19 protein-coding genes are annotated in these 17151 nt (G+C 66.7%); all 19 read left to right on the plus strand.

All coding sequences use genetic code 11. The annotated features are described in order from the left end of the window. Positions 1–5 precede the first annotated feature (5 nt). Positions 6–263: a DNA-directed RNA polymerase subunit omega gene (gene rpoZ, locus ACX3PH_RS14265; protein ID WP_459093355.1), complete on the plus strand. Its 258-nt coding sequence runs from the start codon at positions 6–8 to the stop codon at positions 261–263. 63 nt (positions 264–326) lie between these two features. After that, a complete protein-coding gene (coaBC, locus tag ACX3PH_RS14270; protein WP_459093483.1) occupies positions 327–1505 on the plus strand; it encodes a bifunctional phosphopantothenoylcysteine decarboxylase/phosphopantothenate--cysteine ligase CoaBC in 1179 nt (392 codons plus the stop codon). A 55-nt stretch (positions 1506–1560) separates the two neighbouring features. Continuing rightward, entirely contained in the window at positions 1561–2757 is a 1197-nt protein-coding gene (gene metK, locus ACX3PH_RS14275) for a methionine adenosyltransferase (RefSeq protein ID WP_459093356.1), read from the plus strand. Positions 2758–2839: 82 nt separating this feature from the next. Then, positions 2840–4810, plus strand: coding sequence for a primosomal protein N' family DNA-binding protein (locus ACX3PH_RS14280; RefSeq protein ID WP_459093357.1), 1971 nt, complete (start codon positions 2840–2842; stop codon positions 4808–4810). A 19-nt stretch (positions 4811–4829) separates the two neighbouring features. Next, positions 4830–5765 (plus strand): methionyl-tRNA formyltransferase, encoded by a 936-nt coding sequence (gene fmt, locus ACX3PH_RS14285; RefSeq protein ID WP_459093484.1) that lies wholly within the window; start codon positions 4830–4832, stop codon positions 5763–5765. Further along, positions 5762–7177 carry an RsmB/NOP family class I SAM-dependent RNA methyltransferase gene (locus ACX3PH_RS14290; protein ID WP_459093358.1) on the plus strand — a complete coding sequence of 472 codons (1416 nt, stop codon included), beginning with the start codon at positions 5762–5764 and terminating at the stop codon, positions 7175–7177. The genes fmt and ACX3PH_RS14290 overlap by 4 nt, the downstream gene beginning before the upstream one ends. A gap of 32 nt (positions 7178–7209) precedes the next feature. After that, entirely contained in the window at positions 7210–7875 is a 666-nt protein-coding gene (rpe, locus tag ACX3PH_RS14295; RefSeq protein WP_459093359.1) for a ribulose-phosphate 3-epimerase, read from the plus strand. 88 nt (positions 7876–7963) lie between these two features. Further along, positions 7964–8338, plus strand: coding sequence for an FKBP-type peptidyl-prolyl cis-trans isomerase (locus tag ACX3PH_RS14300; RefSeq protein ID WP_459093360.1), 375 nt, complete (start codon positions 7964–7966; stop codon positions 8336–8338). A 37-nt stretch (positions 8339–8375) separates the two neighbouring features. Further along, positions 8376–8639 carry a phosphoribosyl-ATP diphosphatase gene (locus ACX3PH_RS14305; RefSeq protein ID WP_459093361.1) on the plus strand — a complete coding sequence of 88 codons (264 nt, stop codon included), beginning with the start codon at positions 8376–8378 and terminating at the stop codon, positions 8637–8639. 72 nt (positions 8640–8711) lie between these two features. Further along, positions 8712–9551, plus strand: a complete 840-nt coding sequence (hisG, locus tag ACX3PH_RS14310; RefSeq protein ID WP_459093362.1) for an ATP phosphoribosyltransferase — start codon at positions 8712–8714, stop codon at positions 9549–9551. Then, positions 9551–10324, plus strand: coding sequence for an imidazole glycerol phosphate synthase subunit HisF (gene hisF, locus ACX3PH_RS14315; RefSeq protein ID WP_459093363.1), 774 nt, complete (start codon positions 9551–9553; stop codon positions 10322–10324). The genes hisG and hisF overlap by 1 nt, the downstream gene beginning before the upstream one ends. Next, complete coding sequence (gene hisI, locus ACX3PH_RS14320) at positions 10321–10701, plus strand: phosphoribosyl-AMP cyclohydrolase (protein WP_459093364.1); 381 nt, start codon at positions 10321–10323, stop codon at positions 10699–10701. The genes hisF and hisI overlap by 4 nt, the downstream gene beginning before the upstream one ends. After that, positions 10698–12215: an anthranilate synthase component I gene (locus tag ACX3PH_RS14325; protein ID WP_459093365.1), complete on the plus strand. Its 1518-nt coding sequence runs from the start codon at positions 10698–10700 to the stop codon at positions 12213–12215. The genes hisI and ACX3PH_RS14325 overlap by 4 nt, the downstream gene beginning before the upstream one ends. A 1-nt stretch (position 12216) precedes the next feature. Continuing rightward, positions 12217–12801 (plus strand): Trp biosynthesis-associated membrane protein, encoded by a 585-nt coding sequence (locus ACX3PH_RS14330; RefSeq protein ID WP_459093366.1) that lies wholly within the window; start codon positions 12217–12219, stop codon positions 12799–12801. 34 nt (positions 12802–12835) lie between these two features. Further along, positions 12836–13066 (plus strand): DUF6704 family protein, encoded by a 231-nt coding sequence (locus ACX3PH_RS14335; protein WP_459093367.1) that lies wholly within the window; start codon positions 12836–12838, stop codon positions 13064–13066. Between the two features lie 54 nt (positions 13067–13120). Next, positions 13121–13894: an indole-3-glycerol phosphate synthase TrpC gene (trpC, locus tag ACX3PH_RS14340; protein WP_459093485.1), complete on the plus strand. Its 774-nt coding sequence runs from the start codon at positions 13121–13123 to the stop codon at positions 13892–13894. After that, positions 13894–15105: a tryptophan synthase subunit beta gene (gene trpB, locus ACX3PH_RS14345; RefSeq protein WP_459093368.1), complete on the plus strand. Its 1212-nt coding sequence runs from the start codon at positions 13894–13896 to the stop codon at positions 15103–15105. The genes trpC and trpB overlap by 1 nt, the downstream gene beginning before the upstream one ends. Then, the gene (gene trpA / locus ACX3PH_RS14350) at positions 15102–15893 is read left to right on the plus strand and encodes a tryptophan synthase subunit alpha (protein ID WP_459093369.1); all 792 of its coding nucleotides are present in this window, start codon (positions 15102–15104) and stop codon (positions 15891–15893) included. Before trpB ends, trpA begins: the two co-directional genes overlap by 4 nt. A 120-nt stretch (positions 15894–16013) precedes the next feature. Further along, a complete protein-coding gene (lgt, locus tag ACX3PH_RS14355) occupies positions 16014–17096 on the plus strand; it encodes a prolipoprotein diacylglyceryl transferase (RefSeq protein WP_459093486.1) in 1083 nt (360 codons plus the stop codon). Positions 17097–17151 lie beyond the last annotated feature (55 nt).

Consider the following 17151-nt stretch of genomic DNA (forward strand, 5'->3'; position numbering starts at 1 on the left):
CCACCATGGTCGAACGTTCACAGGGCATCATCGACCCGCCCATCGACGAACTGCTTTCGAAGGTCGACTCCAAGTACGCGCTGGTCATCTTCGCCTCGAAGCGTGCCCGCCAGATCAACGACTACTACGCCGACCTGCATGAGGGAAGCCTGTTCGACAACGTCGGCCCGCTGGTCGACTCGACCATCGACGACAAGCCCCTGTCGGTCGCGATGCACGAGATCAATGAAGACAAGCTGGTTCTCAAGCCCCTCGCTGAGTAGCGAGCCCAAGTTTCACTCCCATTGTCCGCGATCAGGGACAATGGCTCTGTGAGCACACCAGTCTTGAATATCGTCGTCGGCGTGACCGGCGGGATCGCCGCCTATAAGGCGATCGGCGTCGTCCGTTCGCTGGTGCTCGCCGGGCATGATGTCCACGTCGTTGCCACGGATGCCGCGCTTCGCTTCGTGGGGCGGCCCACCCTTGAGGCCATCAGCCGGAATCCGGTGCACAGCGACCTCTACGAAGGGGTCGCAGAAGTGCGCCACGTGGCCATCGGCCAGGCTGCTGACCTGATCGTCGTTGCGCCGGCGACCGCCAACACGATCGCCAGGATTGCGCACGGACTGGCCGACGACCTTCTCGGGAACACGATCCTCGCCAGCACTGCACCGCTCGTGATCGCGCCGGCGATGCACACCGAGATGTGGGCCAACCCGGCCACAGTGGCGAACATGGCAACGCTTCGCAGCCGGGGAGTCGTGGTGGTCGGGCCGGCCATCGGGCAGCTCACCGGGCGGGACTCCGGCCCTGGTCGGATGTCGGAGCCGGACGACGTGGTGTCCGCAGCCCTCGCCGCGGTCCGGGCACAGGACCTGGCCGGCACGCACATCCTGGTCACCGCAGGGGGCACCCGAGAGCCATTGGACCCGGTGCGCTTCATCGGCAACCGCTCCAGCGGCAGGCAAGGCGTTGCGATTGCCGTCGCTGCGGCCGCCAGGGGAGCCGAGGTGACGCTGATCGGAGCGAACCTCGAAGTAGCCGTGCCGGCATCCGTACGCCTGCTACCGGTCAGCTCCACCCGCGAACTCGAGACGGCGGTGGACGGCGTCGCGCCGAGCGCCGACGTGGTGATCATGGCTGCAGCAGTGGCCGACTATCGGCCGGAGGCCGTTGCCGAGGGCAAGATCAGGAAAGAAGTGACCGGCGACCGCCTGTCGATCAATCTGGTGAAGAACCCGGACATTCTCGCCGGGCTGGTCGCCTCGCGGCAGCCCGGTCAGACCATCATCGGCTTCGGTGCGGAAACCGAGACGGATCCGGAGCGGCTGCTGGAGCTCGGCCGCCAGAAGATCGCCAGGAAGGGCTGTGACTACCTCGTCCTCAACACCGTGGGATGGTCGCAGGGGTTTGCCACAGAAGGCAACACGGTCGTCGTGCTCGATGCGGCCGGCGTTATAGTGAGCGAGGCCACCGGGAGCAAGGCGTCGGTGGCTGATCGTATTCTCGACCTGCTCGCGTGAGCGTGCTCCCTCGAACCGCACGACGACCAGGCTCGAACTGACTGAAGGGCCCCCGATGACCTCCCCGCTTCGCCTGTTCACCTCGGAATCCGTGACCGAGGGGCACCCGGACAAGATCTGCGACCAGATCTCGGACCACATCCTGGATGCCCTGCTCGAACAGGACCCGCGGAGCCGGGTTGCGGTCGAGACCCTGGTGACGACCGGACTGGTGCACGTGGCCGGCGAGGTCACCACCGACGGGTACGTCGAGATTCCCCGCATCGTGCGCGAAGTCATCACGGGCATCGGCTACAACTCGTCCGAGGTGGGCTTCGATGGGAGTAATTGCGGTGTGACGGTTTCCATCGGCGCCCAGTCGCCCGACATCGCGCAGGGCGTCGACAGCGCGTTGGAAGAACGCGAAGGGCACGGAGCAGACCCGCTCGACCACCAGGGCGCCGGCGACCAGGGCATCATGTACGGCTTCGCAACCACGGAGACTCCGTCGTACATGCCGCTTCCGATCTGGCTGGCGCACCGACTTTCCGAGCGGCTTGCGGAGGCTCGCAAGAGCCAGGTACTCGACTACCTGAGGCCGGATGGCAAGACCCAGGTGACCATCGGTTACGAGGGCCTGGTTCCGCGCACAATCGACACCGTGGTGCTGTCCACCCAGCACGCGCCGGGTATAGCGATGTCGGCCCTTGCCGCCGACATGGCGGAGTTCGTGATCAATCCGGTGCTCGAGGCCTCCGGCCTGGACGCCTCAGGGGCCACCTTGCTGATCAACCCGACGGGCAAGTTCGAGATCGGCGGCCCGAAGGGCGACGCCGGTCTCACCGGGCGGAAGATCATCGTCGACACCTACGGCGGTGCTGCCAGGCACGGCGGTGGCGCGTTCAGTGGGAAAGACCCCTCGAAGGTCGACCGGTCCGCCGCCTACGCGTTGCGCTGGGTTGCCAAGAATGCGGTAGCCGCCGGGCTCGCGGAGCGGCTCGAAGTGCAGGTTGCCTACGCGATCGGCAAGTCGGCACCGGTCGGCCTGTACGTGGAGAGCTTCGGAACCGGCGTTGTCGACGACGACGTGATCATCCGCGCCATCAATGACGTGTTCGACCTCCGCCCGGCTGCGATCATCCGTGACCTCGACCTGCTGCGTCCGATCTACGCCCAGACGGCCACCTATGGTCATTTCGGCCGGGAGCTTCCCGACTTCACCTGGGAGCGGCTGGATCGGGTCGACGACCTGCGCAGCAGTGCCGGTCTCTAGCAGTGCCGTCTCCAGCAGTGCCGTCTCTAACAGTGCCGGGCCGTAGCGATGATGGGGCCGTAGCAATGGCAGGGCTGTAGTAGTGGCACGCTCGGCGCCGATAGCCAGGGTCCTGATCGATTCGTCGTTGCCCCAGCTGGACCGGCTTTTCGATTATTCGATCCCCGATTACCTGGCGGATGCCGCGGTGCCGGGCGTGCGCGTGAAAGTACCCCTGCGATCGGCCGGCCGGATCGCCGAAGGGTTCATTGTCGAGCTCGTTGACTCGGTCGACTACACCGGTGTGCTGAGCGAACTGGACTCCGTCGCGTCGCCTGTCCGGGTGCTGGCGCCGGAGGTGTACACGCTGGCTCGGCGCCTGGCCGACCGTGCAGCCGGCAGCGCGAACGACGTGGTGAGGCTCGCGGTGCCGAAACGCCAGGTGCGTGTCGAGAAGGCCTGGTTGTCCGCTCAGACACCGGTGTTGTCGCCCGTGGAGGCCAATTCGGTTCAGGACTACCCGTCGGATGCGTTCGAGGCAGTCCTCGAGCACGGCGGCAGACTCGCTGTCGACGCGATCCCGCGCCTGGTGCAATTGCCTGATGGCTCCTGGGTAGGGCACTGGGCGGTGACACTTGCCGCTCTGGCCACCCAGGTGGTCGCATCCGGCAAGTCGGCGATCCTCGCTGTTCCCGACTACCGCGATCAGGAGCAATTGCAATTGGCCCTGGCCGCGATGCTCCCGGCGGACAGGCTGGTTCGGCTGGATGCCCGACAAGCGAACCCTGAACGCTACCGCGACCTGTTGGCCTGCCTCGATGGGCAGGCGCGCGTGATTGTCGGCAACCGCTCCGTCGTCTATGCGCCCGCCCGGAACCTGGGCTTGATCGGCTTGTGGGACGACTCCGATCCGCTGCACGCCGAGCCGCTCAGCCCCTACGTGCACACTCGGGACGCCGCATTGGTGCGCCAGGAGCAACAGGGCGGTGCGCTGGTCTTCCTGGGACACACCCGCAGCACGGAGGTGCAGCGGCTCGTTGAGCACGGGTGGGCGACCGAGGTGCGCCCCCAGCGCGCATATCTCCCGAAGGTCATTCCGACTGCAGGCCAGGGCGCTGACAATCCCCACGCGGCATTCGCCCGTATCCCGTCCAGTGCCTGGCAGCTTGCCCGCGACGCTGTGCGCGACGGTCCGGTGTTGGTGCAGGTGGCCAGGCCCGGCTACGCGCCGCGGCTGGCCTGTGACAGCTGTGGGCAATCGGCCCGCTGCACCGTCTGTGAAGGTCCGCTGGGGATGAAGTCTGCCCGCGGGGCGCCGTCCTGCCACTGGTGTGGGGCCATCGCCGCCAACTGGTCCTGCAACCATTGCGGCGGGCAGCGCTACCGGCTGGTCGGCCAGGGTTCGACGCGAACGGCCGAAGACCTGGGGCGCGCCTTTCCCGGCGTGAAGGTCGTGGTGGCCGACGGCGACCGCCCGCTGCTGACCGTTCCAGGCAAGCCGGCATTGGTGATCTCCACCCGGGGCGCAGAACCCGTCGCCGACGGAGGCTACCGCGCTGTACTGCTGCTGGACGGGGAGCGGATGCTCGCACGCGAAGCGCTGAGGGTGGGGGAGGACTGCCTGCGCTGGTGGTCCAATGCCGCAGCTCTCGCGGCCCCGGGAGGTCCGGTGATCCTGGTCGGTGTCGGCGGTGCGCTGGCCACGGCGATGGCGACCTGGCGCCTCTCCGACTATGTCAGTTCCGAGTTGGCCGATCGTCGCCGGCTGCGCTTTCCGCCAGCGGTGCGTGTTGCGACGGTCACCGGCAGTGCGGACGCCGTGGACACGGCCGTCGCCGCCGCAGCAGAGGTGGCCGGCGTTGACGTGCTCGGACCGACGGCTGTCGAGGACGGTGTGCGGGCGATCGTCCGGTTCGAGTACGGTGCGGGAAGCCAGGTCGCGTCCATTCTTCGCTCCGCCATCATCCGCAACGCCACCACCAGGCGTAAGCGGGTGCCGCCCGGTGATGGGCGTCCTCCTGCGCTGCCTACACTGAAAGTGCGGTTCGATGATTCCGAACCGTTCGCCAATTGATGGGATGTCCGTGAGCGGAATGAGACTGGTTTTCGCCGGAAGCCCGGATGCCGCGGTGCCGAGCCTGCGCCTGATCGCCGGTTCACGCCACGAGGTTGCCGCCGTCATCACCAGGGAAGACTCCCCACAGGGACGCAAGCGGATCATGACCGAGACAGCCGTCGCCCTGGAAGCGGCGGCGCACGGGCTCCCGCTGATCAAGGCGAATCGCCTGGACTCCGCGGTCACCTCGGAGGTCGACGCCCTGGCTCCAGACCTCGGGGTGATCGTGGCTTACGGCGGCCTGGTGCGCGAGCCGCTGCTTTCCGTTCCCAGGCTCGGGTGGATCAACCTTCACTTCTCCCTCCTGCCCCGCTGGCGGGGGGCTGCGCCGGTGCAGCGCGCCATCATGGCCGGCGACGACGTGACCGGCGCATCCGTCTTCCAGCTGGTCCCCGAACTGGATGCTGGCGAGCTGTACGGCCAGTTCACCCAGGCGATCGGCGCTCACGAGACGGCCGGTCACCTCCTGGAGTCGCTGGCGGATGGCGGTGCCGGGCTGCTGCTTCGCGTCATCGACGCCCTCGCGGACGGCACAGCCAGGGCTGAGGCGCAACAGGGCGACGTGACGTTGGCACCCAAACTGTCGCTGGCGGATGGCCGGATCGACTTCACCGCTTCCGCGACCATGGTGGGTGGCCAGATCCGCGGGGTGACCCCGGAGCCTGGGGCCTTCACCCAGCTTGACGGCGTTCGAGTGAAGGTGCTCGAAGCGGCGATCGCGCACGGCACGCCACGGTTGCCTCCCGGGCGGCTCGGCGAGGTGGATGGCCGCCCGGTCATCGGTACGGCGACGGACCCGATTGAACTGGTGCGCGTGCATCCGGCCGGCAAGAAGGCGATGGCCGCTGCGGACTGGTGGCGGGGTCGCCAGCCCGATGCCACGTCCAGCGTTGATCAGGCGGCGAACCGATGAGCGGTCCACGGATCCAGCCGGCACGACGCGTGGCTTACGAGGTCATCAGTGCGGTTCGGGAGTCGGACGCCTACGCAAACCTGTTGCTGCCGGTCAAGCTCGAGCGGGCTGGGCTCTACGGCCCGGATGCCGGCCTGGCAACCGAGCTCACCTACGGCACGCTCCGCAGGCAGGGCTACTACGACGCCGTCATCGCTCTCGCCGCCGCGCGATCGACCGACAAGATCGACCCGGCCGTGCTGGACGTTCTCCGGCTCGCCTGTCACCAATTGCTGTCGATGAGGGTCGCCCAGCATGCCGCTGTCGATGAAGCGGTGAATCAGGCGCGGGAGGTCGCGTCGCGGTCGGCAACCGGCTTCGTCAACGGGGTTCTCCGAACCGTCACCCGCACGACTCCGGACGAGTGGCGCGCCCGGGTGCTCAGCAACCCGCGGAACGATGACGAACGGCTGTCACTGGAGCACTCGCATCCGGTGTGGATCGTCCGCGCCTTTCGGCAGGCGCTCAGTGCCGAGGGGAGGGCGGATGAGTTGGAGAGCCTGCTGGAGGCCGACAATCGGGCGCCCAAGGTCAGCCTGGTCGCCCTCCCCGGCCTCGCCTCGGTGCGCGAGGTGGCCGGCGAGAGGAAAGCGGAGTACTCCCCGGTGGCAGCGGTGAGCGACGGCGGCGACCCGGCGAACCTGGCCGGTGTGCGGGAGGGGCGGGTTCGGGTCCAGGACGAAGGCTCACAGCTGGCGGCGCTGGCACTCAGCCGTGCACGACCGATCGAGCCGGGCGAACGCTGGCTCGACCTCTGTGCAGGTCCGGGCGGGAAGGCGGCACTGCTCGCAGCGGAGGCGCTGACTGGCGGCGCAACACTGGTCGCCAACGAGGTGGTTCCCGCGCGCGCCCAGCTGGTGCGGAACGCGTTGGCCGTTTTCGCGGAACCACCGCAGGTACTGGTACAGGACGGCACCACATTCGGCCAGAACCTTCCTGAGCAATTCGACCGAATACTCATCGACGCACCGTGCACCGGCCTGGGCGCGCTCCGTCGTCGTCCGGAGGCACGCTGGCGCAAGCAGCCCCGCGATGTGCCGGAGCTCGCCGCCCTGCAGGCTGATCTCCTCAGTTCCGGGCTGGCGGCCCTCAAGCCAGGTGGGCTCCTCGCCTACGTCACCTGCTCACCTCACCTGGGCGAAACCCGGCTCATTGTGGAGAACGCGGTGAGGGCCGCGGATGGCACGGTTGTGCAACTCAACACGGCTGAGGTGCTTCAGGGAGTGGCCAGCTCCCCGCTGGACCTCGGACCCTCCGACACCAGCGTCCAGTTGTGGCCACACCGGCACGGCACCGATGCGATGTTCATCTGCCTGCTGCAGAAGGTGCCAGCTGATGGCGCGGTGCCAGCCGACGGCGGAGTGCCCGCCTGATTCGGCTGGGCGTTCATCGTTAGGCTCGGCACATGACCGTGCGCATCAACCCCAGCATCCTCTCGGCAGACTTCGTCAACCTGGAGCCCGACCTGCACGCCATCGCGTCGGCCGACCTGGTTCACGTCGACGTCATGGACAACCACTTCGTCCCCAACCTGACGTTCGGCCCGCAGATGGTCGGCCGTATCCAGGAGGTGTCCCCGATCCCGCTGGATGTGCACCTGATGATCGAGGATCCGGACCGGTGGGCACCCGGTTACGCGGAACTCGGCGCTTACTCGGTGACCTTCCACGCCGAGGCCGCCGCTGACTCAGTGGCACTGGCGCGCCGCTTGCGGCAGATCGGCACCCGGGCGGGCATCGCCGTCAAACCGGGCACACCGATCGAACCACTTCTCGACCTGTTGCCCGAATTCGACCAGGTGCTCGTCATGACGGTCGAACCCGGTTTCGGCGGGCAGTCCTTCATGGAGCAGACCATGCCGAAACTGAGGTCACTGGCGGAGGCCGTCTCGAAGTCAGGGCTGGACGTCTGGCTGCAGGTCGACGGCGGCATCAACCAGGACACGATCGCCATAGCATCCGCTGCCGGAGCCAACACCTTCGTCGCCGGTTCCAGCGTGTTCGGCTCGCCAGACCGCGCCGCGCAAATCGGCCTGTTGCGGCAGGCAGCATCCGCTCACGCCCACCAATAGTTCCCGTTCCGGTCGCTTGCGTCCGTTCCGCCGGGCACTATCGTCCGGAACGGGCACTTTTGCAGGGCTGGAGTGATTGAATTGGCGGATGAGCGAAACCAACAAGACCAAGCCGGAAATCGACTTCTACGACGGCGAAACTCCCACCGAACTCGTCATCACCGACATTGAGACAGGCGAGGGAGCCGAAGCAACCCCCGGCGCGACCGTCGATGTGCACTACCTCGGCGTCGACCTCGAGACCGGCGAAGAGTTCGACTCCTCCTGGAGCCGCGGGCAGTCCATCAACTTCCCCCTGGGAAGCCTCATCGCCGGCTGGCAGCAGGGCATCCCCGGAATGAAGGTCGGTGGGCGCCGCCAGCTGATCTGCCCGCCGAGCCTCGCCTACGGACCGGCAGGCGGAGGGCACCAGCTCTCCGGGCGCACACTGATCTTCGTGATCGACCTCCTTGGCGTCAGCTGAGGCGTCACACGGTGCCGGGGCTAGTAGCCTTGACCGTGTGAAAACCTTCGACGACCTCTTCGAGGAACTGGAGCTGAAAGCCCAGACCCGGCCAGCCGATTCCGGCACCGTGGCAGAGCTCGACGCCGGTGTGCATGCGATCGGCAAGAAGATCGTCGAAGAGGCCGCTGAGGTGTGGATGGCGGCCGAGTACCAGTCGAACGACGAGACGGCGCAGGAGATCTCCCAGCTGCTGTACCACCTGCAGGTGCTGATGCTTGCCAAGGGCCTGTCGACGGCGGACGTGTACCGACATCTGTGACCCTCAGCGCGCTGCGGTCTGTAGCGCGCATGTGTGTCATCGACCGCCCCAACGCTGAACAGAAAGACCACCATGCTTCGCATTGCAGTGCCCAACAAGGGTTCGCTCGCCGAGACCGCAGCCGAGATGCTCCATGAGGCCGGATATGCGGGTCGCCGGGATCCGCGCGCCCTCACGGTCAGCGACCAGGCGAACGATGCCGAGTTCTTCTACCTCCGCCCGCGTGACATCGCCACGTACGTTGGCTCCGGGGCGCTCGATGTCGGCATCACCGGGCGAGACCTGCTGCTTGACTCCGGTTCGGAGGCGGTCGAGGTCGCCCAACTGGACTTCGCAGCCTCGACATTCCGGTTTGCCGGCCCCAGCGACAGCTACCGCGAGCTCGGCGACCTCGCCGGCAAAAGGGTGGCGACCAGCTACCCGGGACTGGTGGGTGACTTCCTGACCCGGCACGGCGTGACCTCCGACCTGATCCGCCTGGATGGCGCCGTCGAGTCTGCAGTGAAGCTGGGGGTGGCGGATGCCGTCGCCGACGTGGTCTCGACCGGTTCGACCCTGCGGGCGCAGGGGCTGGAGATCTTCGGACCGGTCATCCTCGAGTCATCCGCTGTGTTGATCAGCGCCCCCACCCCGCCTTCGGGTCTCCAGACGCTGCAGCGTCGCCTCCAGGGAGTTTTGGTGGCGCGTCAATACGTGATGATGGATTACGACCTCCCGGCTGCACTCATCGAGGCAGCTTCGGCGATCACGCCAGGACTCGAATCGCCGACGATCTCGCCGCTGCGCGACAAGAACTGGGTCGCTGTGCGTTCGATGGTGAAGCGCGCCGGCATGAACCACGTCATGGACCAGCTGTACGCCCTGGGCGCGCGCGCCATCCTGGTCAGTCCGATCCACGCAGCCAGGCTCTGATGGGCGTCTCCGTGCGCGTGATCCCGTGCCTGGATGTTGCGGCCGGCCGCGTGGTCAAGGGCGTGAACTTCCTGAACCTTCGCGATGCCGGCGATCCGGTCGAGCTGGCCCGCAAGTACTACGAGCAGGGGGCGGATGAAATCACCTTCCTCGACGTGACGGCGACGGTCGACAACCGGGCGACCACCTACGATGTGGTCAGCGCCACGGCGGAGCAGGTCTTCATACCGCTCACCGTCGGTGGCGGAGTGCGCTCCGTCGACGACGTCGCCCGCCTTCAGGGAGCGGGGGCGGACAAGGTCGGCGTGAACAGCGCCGCAATCGCCCGGCCAGAGTTGTTGTCCGAGATCGCCGACCGTTTCGGTTCCCAGGCGCTGGTGCTCTCGCTCGACCTGAAGCGCTCGAACCGCGTGCCATCCGGCTTCGTGGTGACGACCCACGGTGGCCGAACCGAGACCGACCTCGACGGCCTCGCCTGGGCGCGCGAGGCGATCGAACGTGGCGCAGGGGAGTTGCTGGTCAACTCGATCGACGCCGACGGCACCAAGCAGGGCTTCGACCTCGAGCTGGTGCGTGCCATGCGCGAGGTCAGCACGGTGCCACTGATCGCCAGCGGGGGAGCGGGGGCGCTCGAGCACTTCCCGCCCGCGATCGCGGCCGGCGCTGATGCCGTACTGGCGGCATCCGTGTTCCACAATGCCGAATTCACCGTTGGCGATGTCAAGCGGGAGCTGGCAGCGGCCGGCGTCGACGTGAGGGAGGTTCCGGCATGACCCCGGACGAGCTGGAAGCGGCAATTGAGCGAACCAGGTTCAATGCCGACGGGTTGTTTCCCGCCATCATCCAGGAAGCAGGCACACGGCAGGTGCTCATGCTGGGCTGGATGGATGCGGAGGCGATGCGGCGCACCTTCACCGAGGGCCTCGTGACGTTCTGGTCCCGGTCCAGGCAGGAGTACTGGCGCAAGGGCGACACCTCCGGAAACCACCTCCACGTTCGCGGTGCCGCTCTCGACTGCGACGCCGATACCATCCTGGTCACCGTCGAAGCCGTTGCCGCCGCCTGCCACACCGGCGCGCACTCCTGCTTCGACGTCGACCCGCTCGACGTCGCCTCGAACCGTTTCGCACCCGAGGTGGAGCAGCCGTGAGTTCGACGACCCGCCAGCAATTCAACGACCTCCTGGACGATCACCGCGTGGTCCCGGTGATCCGTCAGCTCTTCGCCGACGGCGAAACCCCGGTCGGCATCTACCGCAAGCTGGCGGCCGGCCGGCCGGGCACGTTCCTGCTCGAATCGGCCGAGCAGGGCGGCATCTGGTCCCGCTACTCGTTCATCGGCGTCTCCTCATTCGGTGTCCTCACCCAGAGGGCGGATGCCGTGACCTGGCTGGACTATGGAATCTCCGCCGAGCGCGCACTCGGCCCCGAGCATCCGCTCACCCCCCTGCACGCGGTCGCGCACCTCCATGCCCGCTGGGCAACCCCAGCCGTCGAAGGACATCCGCCGCTGACCGGGGGCCTGGTCGGCTTCATCGGCTGGGAGGCGGTGCGCCAGATCGAGCGGCTTCCCGATGTTCCGCCGGCCGACTACGACATCCCGGGTCAGGCCTTCAGCTTCGTCTCCGAACTGGTGGTGCTCGACCACCGAACCGGTTCTGTGCTCCTGGTGGCGACCGCGTTGAACGACGGGGTGGACGATCCGGACCAGTTGTGGCTCGACGCGCAGGCCAGGCTGGGCTCCATGCAGGAGCGGCTTGCCGAACCGGCAGAAGCGTGGCTGGCAGAAGTCGACCTTGCTCGTGAGCCGACCGCGGTCGCACGAACCACCGAGGCGGAGTTTGCGGCAGCCGTCGAGCGGTCGAAGCAGTACATCCACGATGGGGATGTCTTCCAGGTGGTCATCTCGCAACGCTTCGACCACGAGGTGTCCGCCGAACCGATCGACGTCTACCGGGTGCTCAGAACGCTCAATCCGAGCCCGTACATGTACCTGCTGGCGCTGGACACCCCCGACGGCGAACCGTACTGGGTGGTCGGCTCGTCTCCTGAGGCGCTGGTGAAGGTGGAGTCCGGTCGGGTCTACAGTCACCCGATCGCCGGATCCCGCCCACGTGGGGCGTCGCCCGATGAGGACGGCACCTTCGCCGAAGACCTGATCGGTGACCCGAAGGAGCGTGCTGAACACCTGATGCTGGTCGACCTCGCCCGGAACGACCTGCAGAAAGTCTGTCTTCCAGGTTCTGTTGAGGTCACCGAGTTCATGCAGGTGGAGCGATTCAGCCACATCATGCACCTGGTCTCCAGCGTCGAGGGCGACCTGGCACCAGGACATTCACCGCTGGACGTCTTCACAGCGACGTTCCCGGCAGGCACGCTCTCCGGTGCACCGAAACCCCGGGCGCTGGAGATCATCGACGAGCTGGAGGTCGCCCAGCGCGGCCTCTACGGCGGCGTGGTCGGCTACTTCGACTTCGCCGGAAACCTCGACCTGGCCATCGCCATCCGGACCACGACGATCTCGGGGGGTGTCGCCCGCGTTCAGGCCGGCGCCGGCCTGGTCGCCGACTCTGACGCGCGCACGGAGTTCGTCGAATCGCAGAACAAGGCTGCCGCTCCGCTCCGCGCGGTTGCCGTGGCGAACGCTATGCGGCGGGTGCGTTGAGATGATTCGCCGTCTGAAGCCGATCAGCCTCCTCCTGAGCCTCCTGTTCAGCGCCCTGACCTTGCTGTCGTGGACGATGACCTGGTTCGTGGTGAACCTCGGCGGCGAGGGTGCGGGCCAGGCCATCCCGGTGACCGGCGAAGTCGCTGCACCGGCACTCGCGGCCCTCGGCCTTGCCGGCCTTGCCCTGGTGGCGGCGCTGGCCATCGCCGGCCCTGCCTTCCGAATCGTCCTGGGCCTGCTTCAGGTGGCAATCGGGGCGAGCATCGGGATCTCCGCCTGGGGCGCGATCGTGGATCCCGTTGCCGCCTCGACGCCACTCGTCACCCAGACAACCGGAATCTCCGGTGGTGAGTCGATCGAGGCGCTGGTGACGGCAGCTTCCACCACTCCCTGGCCGGCAATCACGATGGTCATCAGCGTCCTCATGGCACTGACCGGCGTCCTCATCGTCGTCACCGCTCGCACCTGGCCCACGGCGACGAGCCGGTACCAGAGCGTCCGGCTGGAGGAGGCGGATGCCCCGCGCTCCGCGGTTTCGGATTGGGACTCCTTGAGCGATGGCTCAGATCCCACGTCACGATAGACTTTTCGAGAATTCACCCGCGTTAAGGAGCACCATGAACGAAGACATCTCAGACCCCGGACACGGCCACTCACCCGCAGCATGGACCTCGGTCATCATCATGCTGATCGCGTTCGCTATCGGCACGGTGGGGTTCTGGCTCGACGTTCCGCTGATCGTCTGGGGTGCGGGCGCGCTCATCGTCGTCGGCGCGATTGTCGGCTGGACGATGACGAGGGCCGGCTACGGGGTAGGCGGCTCCCGCTACACTCCGGGCGATAACTGACGCCTGGCTGTGAATACCGACCAGACATCCATCGGTCACCTGCAGACCGGCTCCCTGCTCGCCGACCTCGTCGGTGGTGCGCGGGAGGACGCCGCCAGCCGGAGATTGCGCCGCAGCCTCGCTGAGGTGGAGTCGGCGGCGCTGAGCCGAGCGCCGGCCATCGACGCCATGCAGGCGCTTGCGCCGGCCGAACGGGTGAAGATCATCGCCGAGGTCAAGCGCGCCAGTCCCTCCCGTGGTCTGCTCTCGCAGATCCCGGATCCGGCAGCATTGGCCGTCTCCTACGAGCTCGGCGGCGCGAGCGCGATCAGCGTACTCACCGAGCGGCGGCGGTTCGGCGGGTCACTCGCCGACCTTGAAGCGGTGAAGGATGCGGTGAGCCTGCCCGTCCTGCGCAAGGACTTCATCGCCGAGCCGTACCAGGTGTTCGAAGCACGTGCGGCGGGTGCAGACATCGTGCTGCTCATTGTGGCCGCGCTCGACCAGCCGACCCTGCAGGAACTGTACGCGTTGGTCACCCAGCTCGGGATGACCGCGCTGGTGGAGGCGCACGACGCCGAAGAGGTGAGCCGGGCGCTGGAGGTCGGAGCCGGGCTGGTCGGTGTGAACGCACGCGACCTGAATACCTTCGAAATGGACCAGGACCTCTTCGGGAGGCTGGCCGACCGGATTCCCTCCGGCGTCATCCGCGTCGCAGAATCTGCAGTGAAGTCCGTGGCTGACGTGGCGCATTACCGGCAGGCCGGCGCCGATGTCGTGTTGGTCGGTGAGGCCCTCGTCATCGGCGGGGATCCGGTGAAGGCTCTCGAAGAATTCCGGGCCGTCTGATGGCACTACGAGACCAGACAGGACCATTCTTCGGCGAGTACGGTGGACGTTTCATGCCCGAATCGCTGATCAAGGCAATCGACGAACTGGCGGCAGCCTACGACGTGGCCAAGGACGACCCGGAGTTCCAGGCGGAACTGGCTGAGCTGCACCGAAGTTACACCAGCCGCCCGTCCATCATCACCGAGGTCGCCCGATTCGCCGAGCATGCTGGGGGAGCGCGCATCATCCTCAAGCGCGAAGACCTCAACCACACCGGATCGCACAAGATCAACAACGTCCTCGGTCAGGCATTGCTGACCAAGCGGCTCGGCAAGACGCGCGTGATCGCCGAGACCGGTGCAGGACAGCACGGCGTGGCCACTGCGACCGCGGCCGCGTTGTTCGGGCTTGATTGCACGGTCTACATGGGCGAGGTCGATACCGAGCGACAGGCCCTCAACGTGGCCAGAATGCGGTTGCTCGGCGCCAATGTCGTCCCGGTGACGACCGGGTCCCGCACGCTGAAAGACGCCATCAACGAGGCGTACCGCGAATGGGTCACCTCGGTGGAGACCACCAATTACATCTTCGGAACTGCGGCCGGTCCGCATCCGTTCCCCACCATGGTGCGTGACTTCCAGAAAATCATCGGCGAAGAGGCCAGGCAGCAGGTGCTCGACCTCACCGGCCGGCTGCCCGACGCCGTCATGGCCTGTGTCGGCGGCGGATCGAACGCCATCGGCATCTTCCACGCCTTCCTCGACGACGCGGATGTCGCGCTGTACGGGATTGAGGCAGCCGGAGACGGCGTCGACACCGACAGGCACGCCGCCTCCATCGAACGAGGACGCCCCGGCGTTCTGCACGGCGCACGCAGCTACCTACTGCAGGACGACGACGGCCAGACCATCGAATCGCACTCGATTTCCGCCGGCCTCGACTATCCCGGCGTCGGACCGGAGCACGCCTGGCTCGCCGACATCGGCCGTGCGAGCTACCTGCCGGCCACTGATACTGAAGCAATGGATGCCTTGCAGTTGCTCAGCCGCACCGAGGGAATCATCCCCGCCATCGAGTCCGCGCACGCCCTGGCCGGAGCCATCCGGCTCGGCAAGGAACTCGGGAAAGACGCAGTGATCCTGGTGAACCTCAGTGGACGCGGCGACAAGGACGTCGCAACCGCCGGACGCTGGTTCGGGCTGATGGACGAAGGAGCACGACAGGAATGACCACGACCGTGCATTCCGTTGAGGAGAGAATCCGCGCGAGGAAGACCGAAGGCAATGGGAGCCTCGTCGGCTACTTGCCCGTCGGTTTCCCCGACCTGAAGACGAGCATTGATGCCGCCGTCGCCTTGGCCGAGAACGGCGCCGACGTTCTCGAACTCGGTGTGCCATACTCCGACCCCGTCATGGACGGCCTCGTCATCCAGCAGGCGACCCAGTCCGCGCTCAGCAACGGCTTCCGGCTGCGCGACGTCTTCACCGCGGTCGAGGCGATCCGTGCCCGCGTGGATGTGCCAGTGCTGGTGATGACCTACTGGAACCCGGTCCTGCAGTTCGGCGTCGATCGGTTCGCCGACGCGTTGGTCGCCGCGGGCGGGGCAGGACTCATCACCCCGGACATCACCCCGGACTCCGCCGCCGACTGGATTGCGACCAGCGACCGCACCGGACTCGACCGGGTCTTCCTCGCCGCACCCACCTCAACGGACGAACGCCTGAAGAGCACAGTGCACGCCACCCGTGGTTTCGTCTACGCCGTTTCGACCATGGGCATCACCGGTGCCCGGTCGGATGTCGACAGCGCGGCACGCTCCCTGGTTGCACGATTGCGCGAAGCCGGGTCAACCAGTACCTGTGTCGGAATCGGCATCTCCACCGCCGACCAGGTTCGCGAGGTGCTCGAATACGCGGATGGCGCCATCGTGGGTTCCGTCCTGGTGAAGGCGTTGTCCGATGGAGGAGTTCCGGCGTTGGCCCGGGTGGCCGCCGAGCTTTCGGCCGGTACCCGGTAATCACCTGTCATACGCAACCAACTAGGCTGTTCACGCAGTTCTCAGTGAGCCGGCCGAGGCATAGTCGGCCAGAGCCACCCGATCGACAGACAACGAAAGGCGACCAGTTCCTTGTTGCCCCTGAGCATTCCCAGCCCGAGCTACGACTGGCAGTCCTTCAACGTCGGCCAGTGGCTGCGCGACCTCGGCCTGGAGTGGGCCACCTTCAACCTGGAGATCCGCGCCTACGCCGTCTGCATCCTGATCGGCATCTTCGTCGCTGCCTTCATGACCAATCGCCGCCTGGTCCGCCGCGGCGGTGAGCCGTGGGTCATCCTGGACATCTGCCTCTTCGCCGTGCCGCTGGGAATCATCGGCGCACGGATCTTCCACGTGGTCACGCACCCGGACGACTACTTCTTCCCCGGCGCCGACCTGATGCGAACGTTGTACATCTGGGAGGGCGGCATCGCGATCTTCGGTGCGCTCCTCGGCGGCGCCGTCGGCGCCTACATCGGCTGCCGGGTCACCGGGGTGCGGTTTTGGAGCTTCGCGGATGCGCTCGCGCCGGCCATCCTGCTGGCACAGGCCTTCGGACGCTTCGGAAACTGGTTCAACCACGAATTGTTCGGCCTTCCGACCGACCTGCCCTGGGGCCTGGAGATCGAATCGACCAACCCGGCGTTCCCTGCCGGGCTGCCGGAAGGCACACTCTTCCACCCGACGTTCCTGTACGAGGTCATCTGGAATGTGCTCGGTGTGCTGGTGCTGCTCTACCTCGAGCGCAAGTACCGCCTCGGCCGCAGGGACATTGCCGGCTACTCCGTTCCGACCCTGATCCCGGGCGCGTATCGCTTGCAGTGGGGTCGTCTCTTCGCCGTCTACCTCATCTGGTACGGCGTGGGACGCACCGTGTGGGAGTCGATCCGCATCGACCCGAGTGAGATCTTCCTCGGCGTCCGCACGAACGTGTGGGCGGCGCTTGCTGCGATCCTGATCGGCGTGGTCATCCTCGTGGTGCAGGCACGCCGCCATCCTGGACTGGAACCGAGTGTCTATGTTCCGGGACGCGAATGGGAGCCGGATGCTGTTGTACACTCTGACGACACCTATACAGACAGCGAAGATGACGACGATGACGACGCCAGGCATTCCGAACTCGCTTCCCCTGTAGCCAACGGCGCAGCACCGTCCGCCACAAGCGGGTCCAGCGCCAAGTCTTAGCCTCAGTCCAGGTCTTAGCCTCAAGGATTGATGTCGGGCCGAACCCTCGCCCTGC

It is taken from the genome of Homoserinimonas sp. A520 (assembly GCF_054489245.1).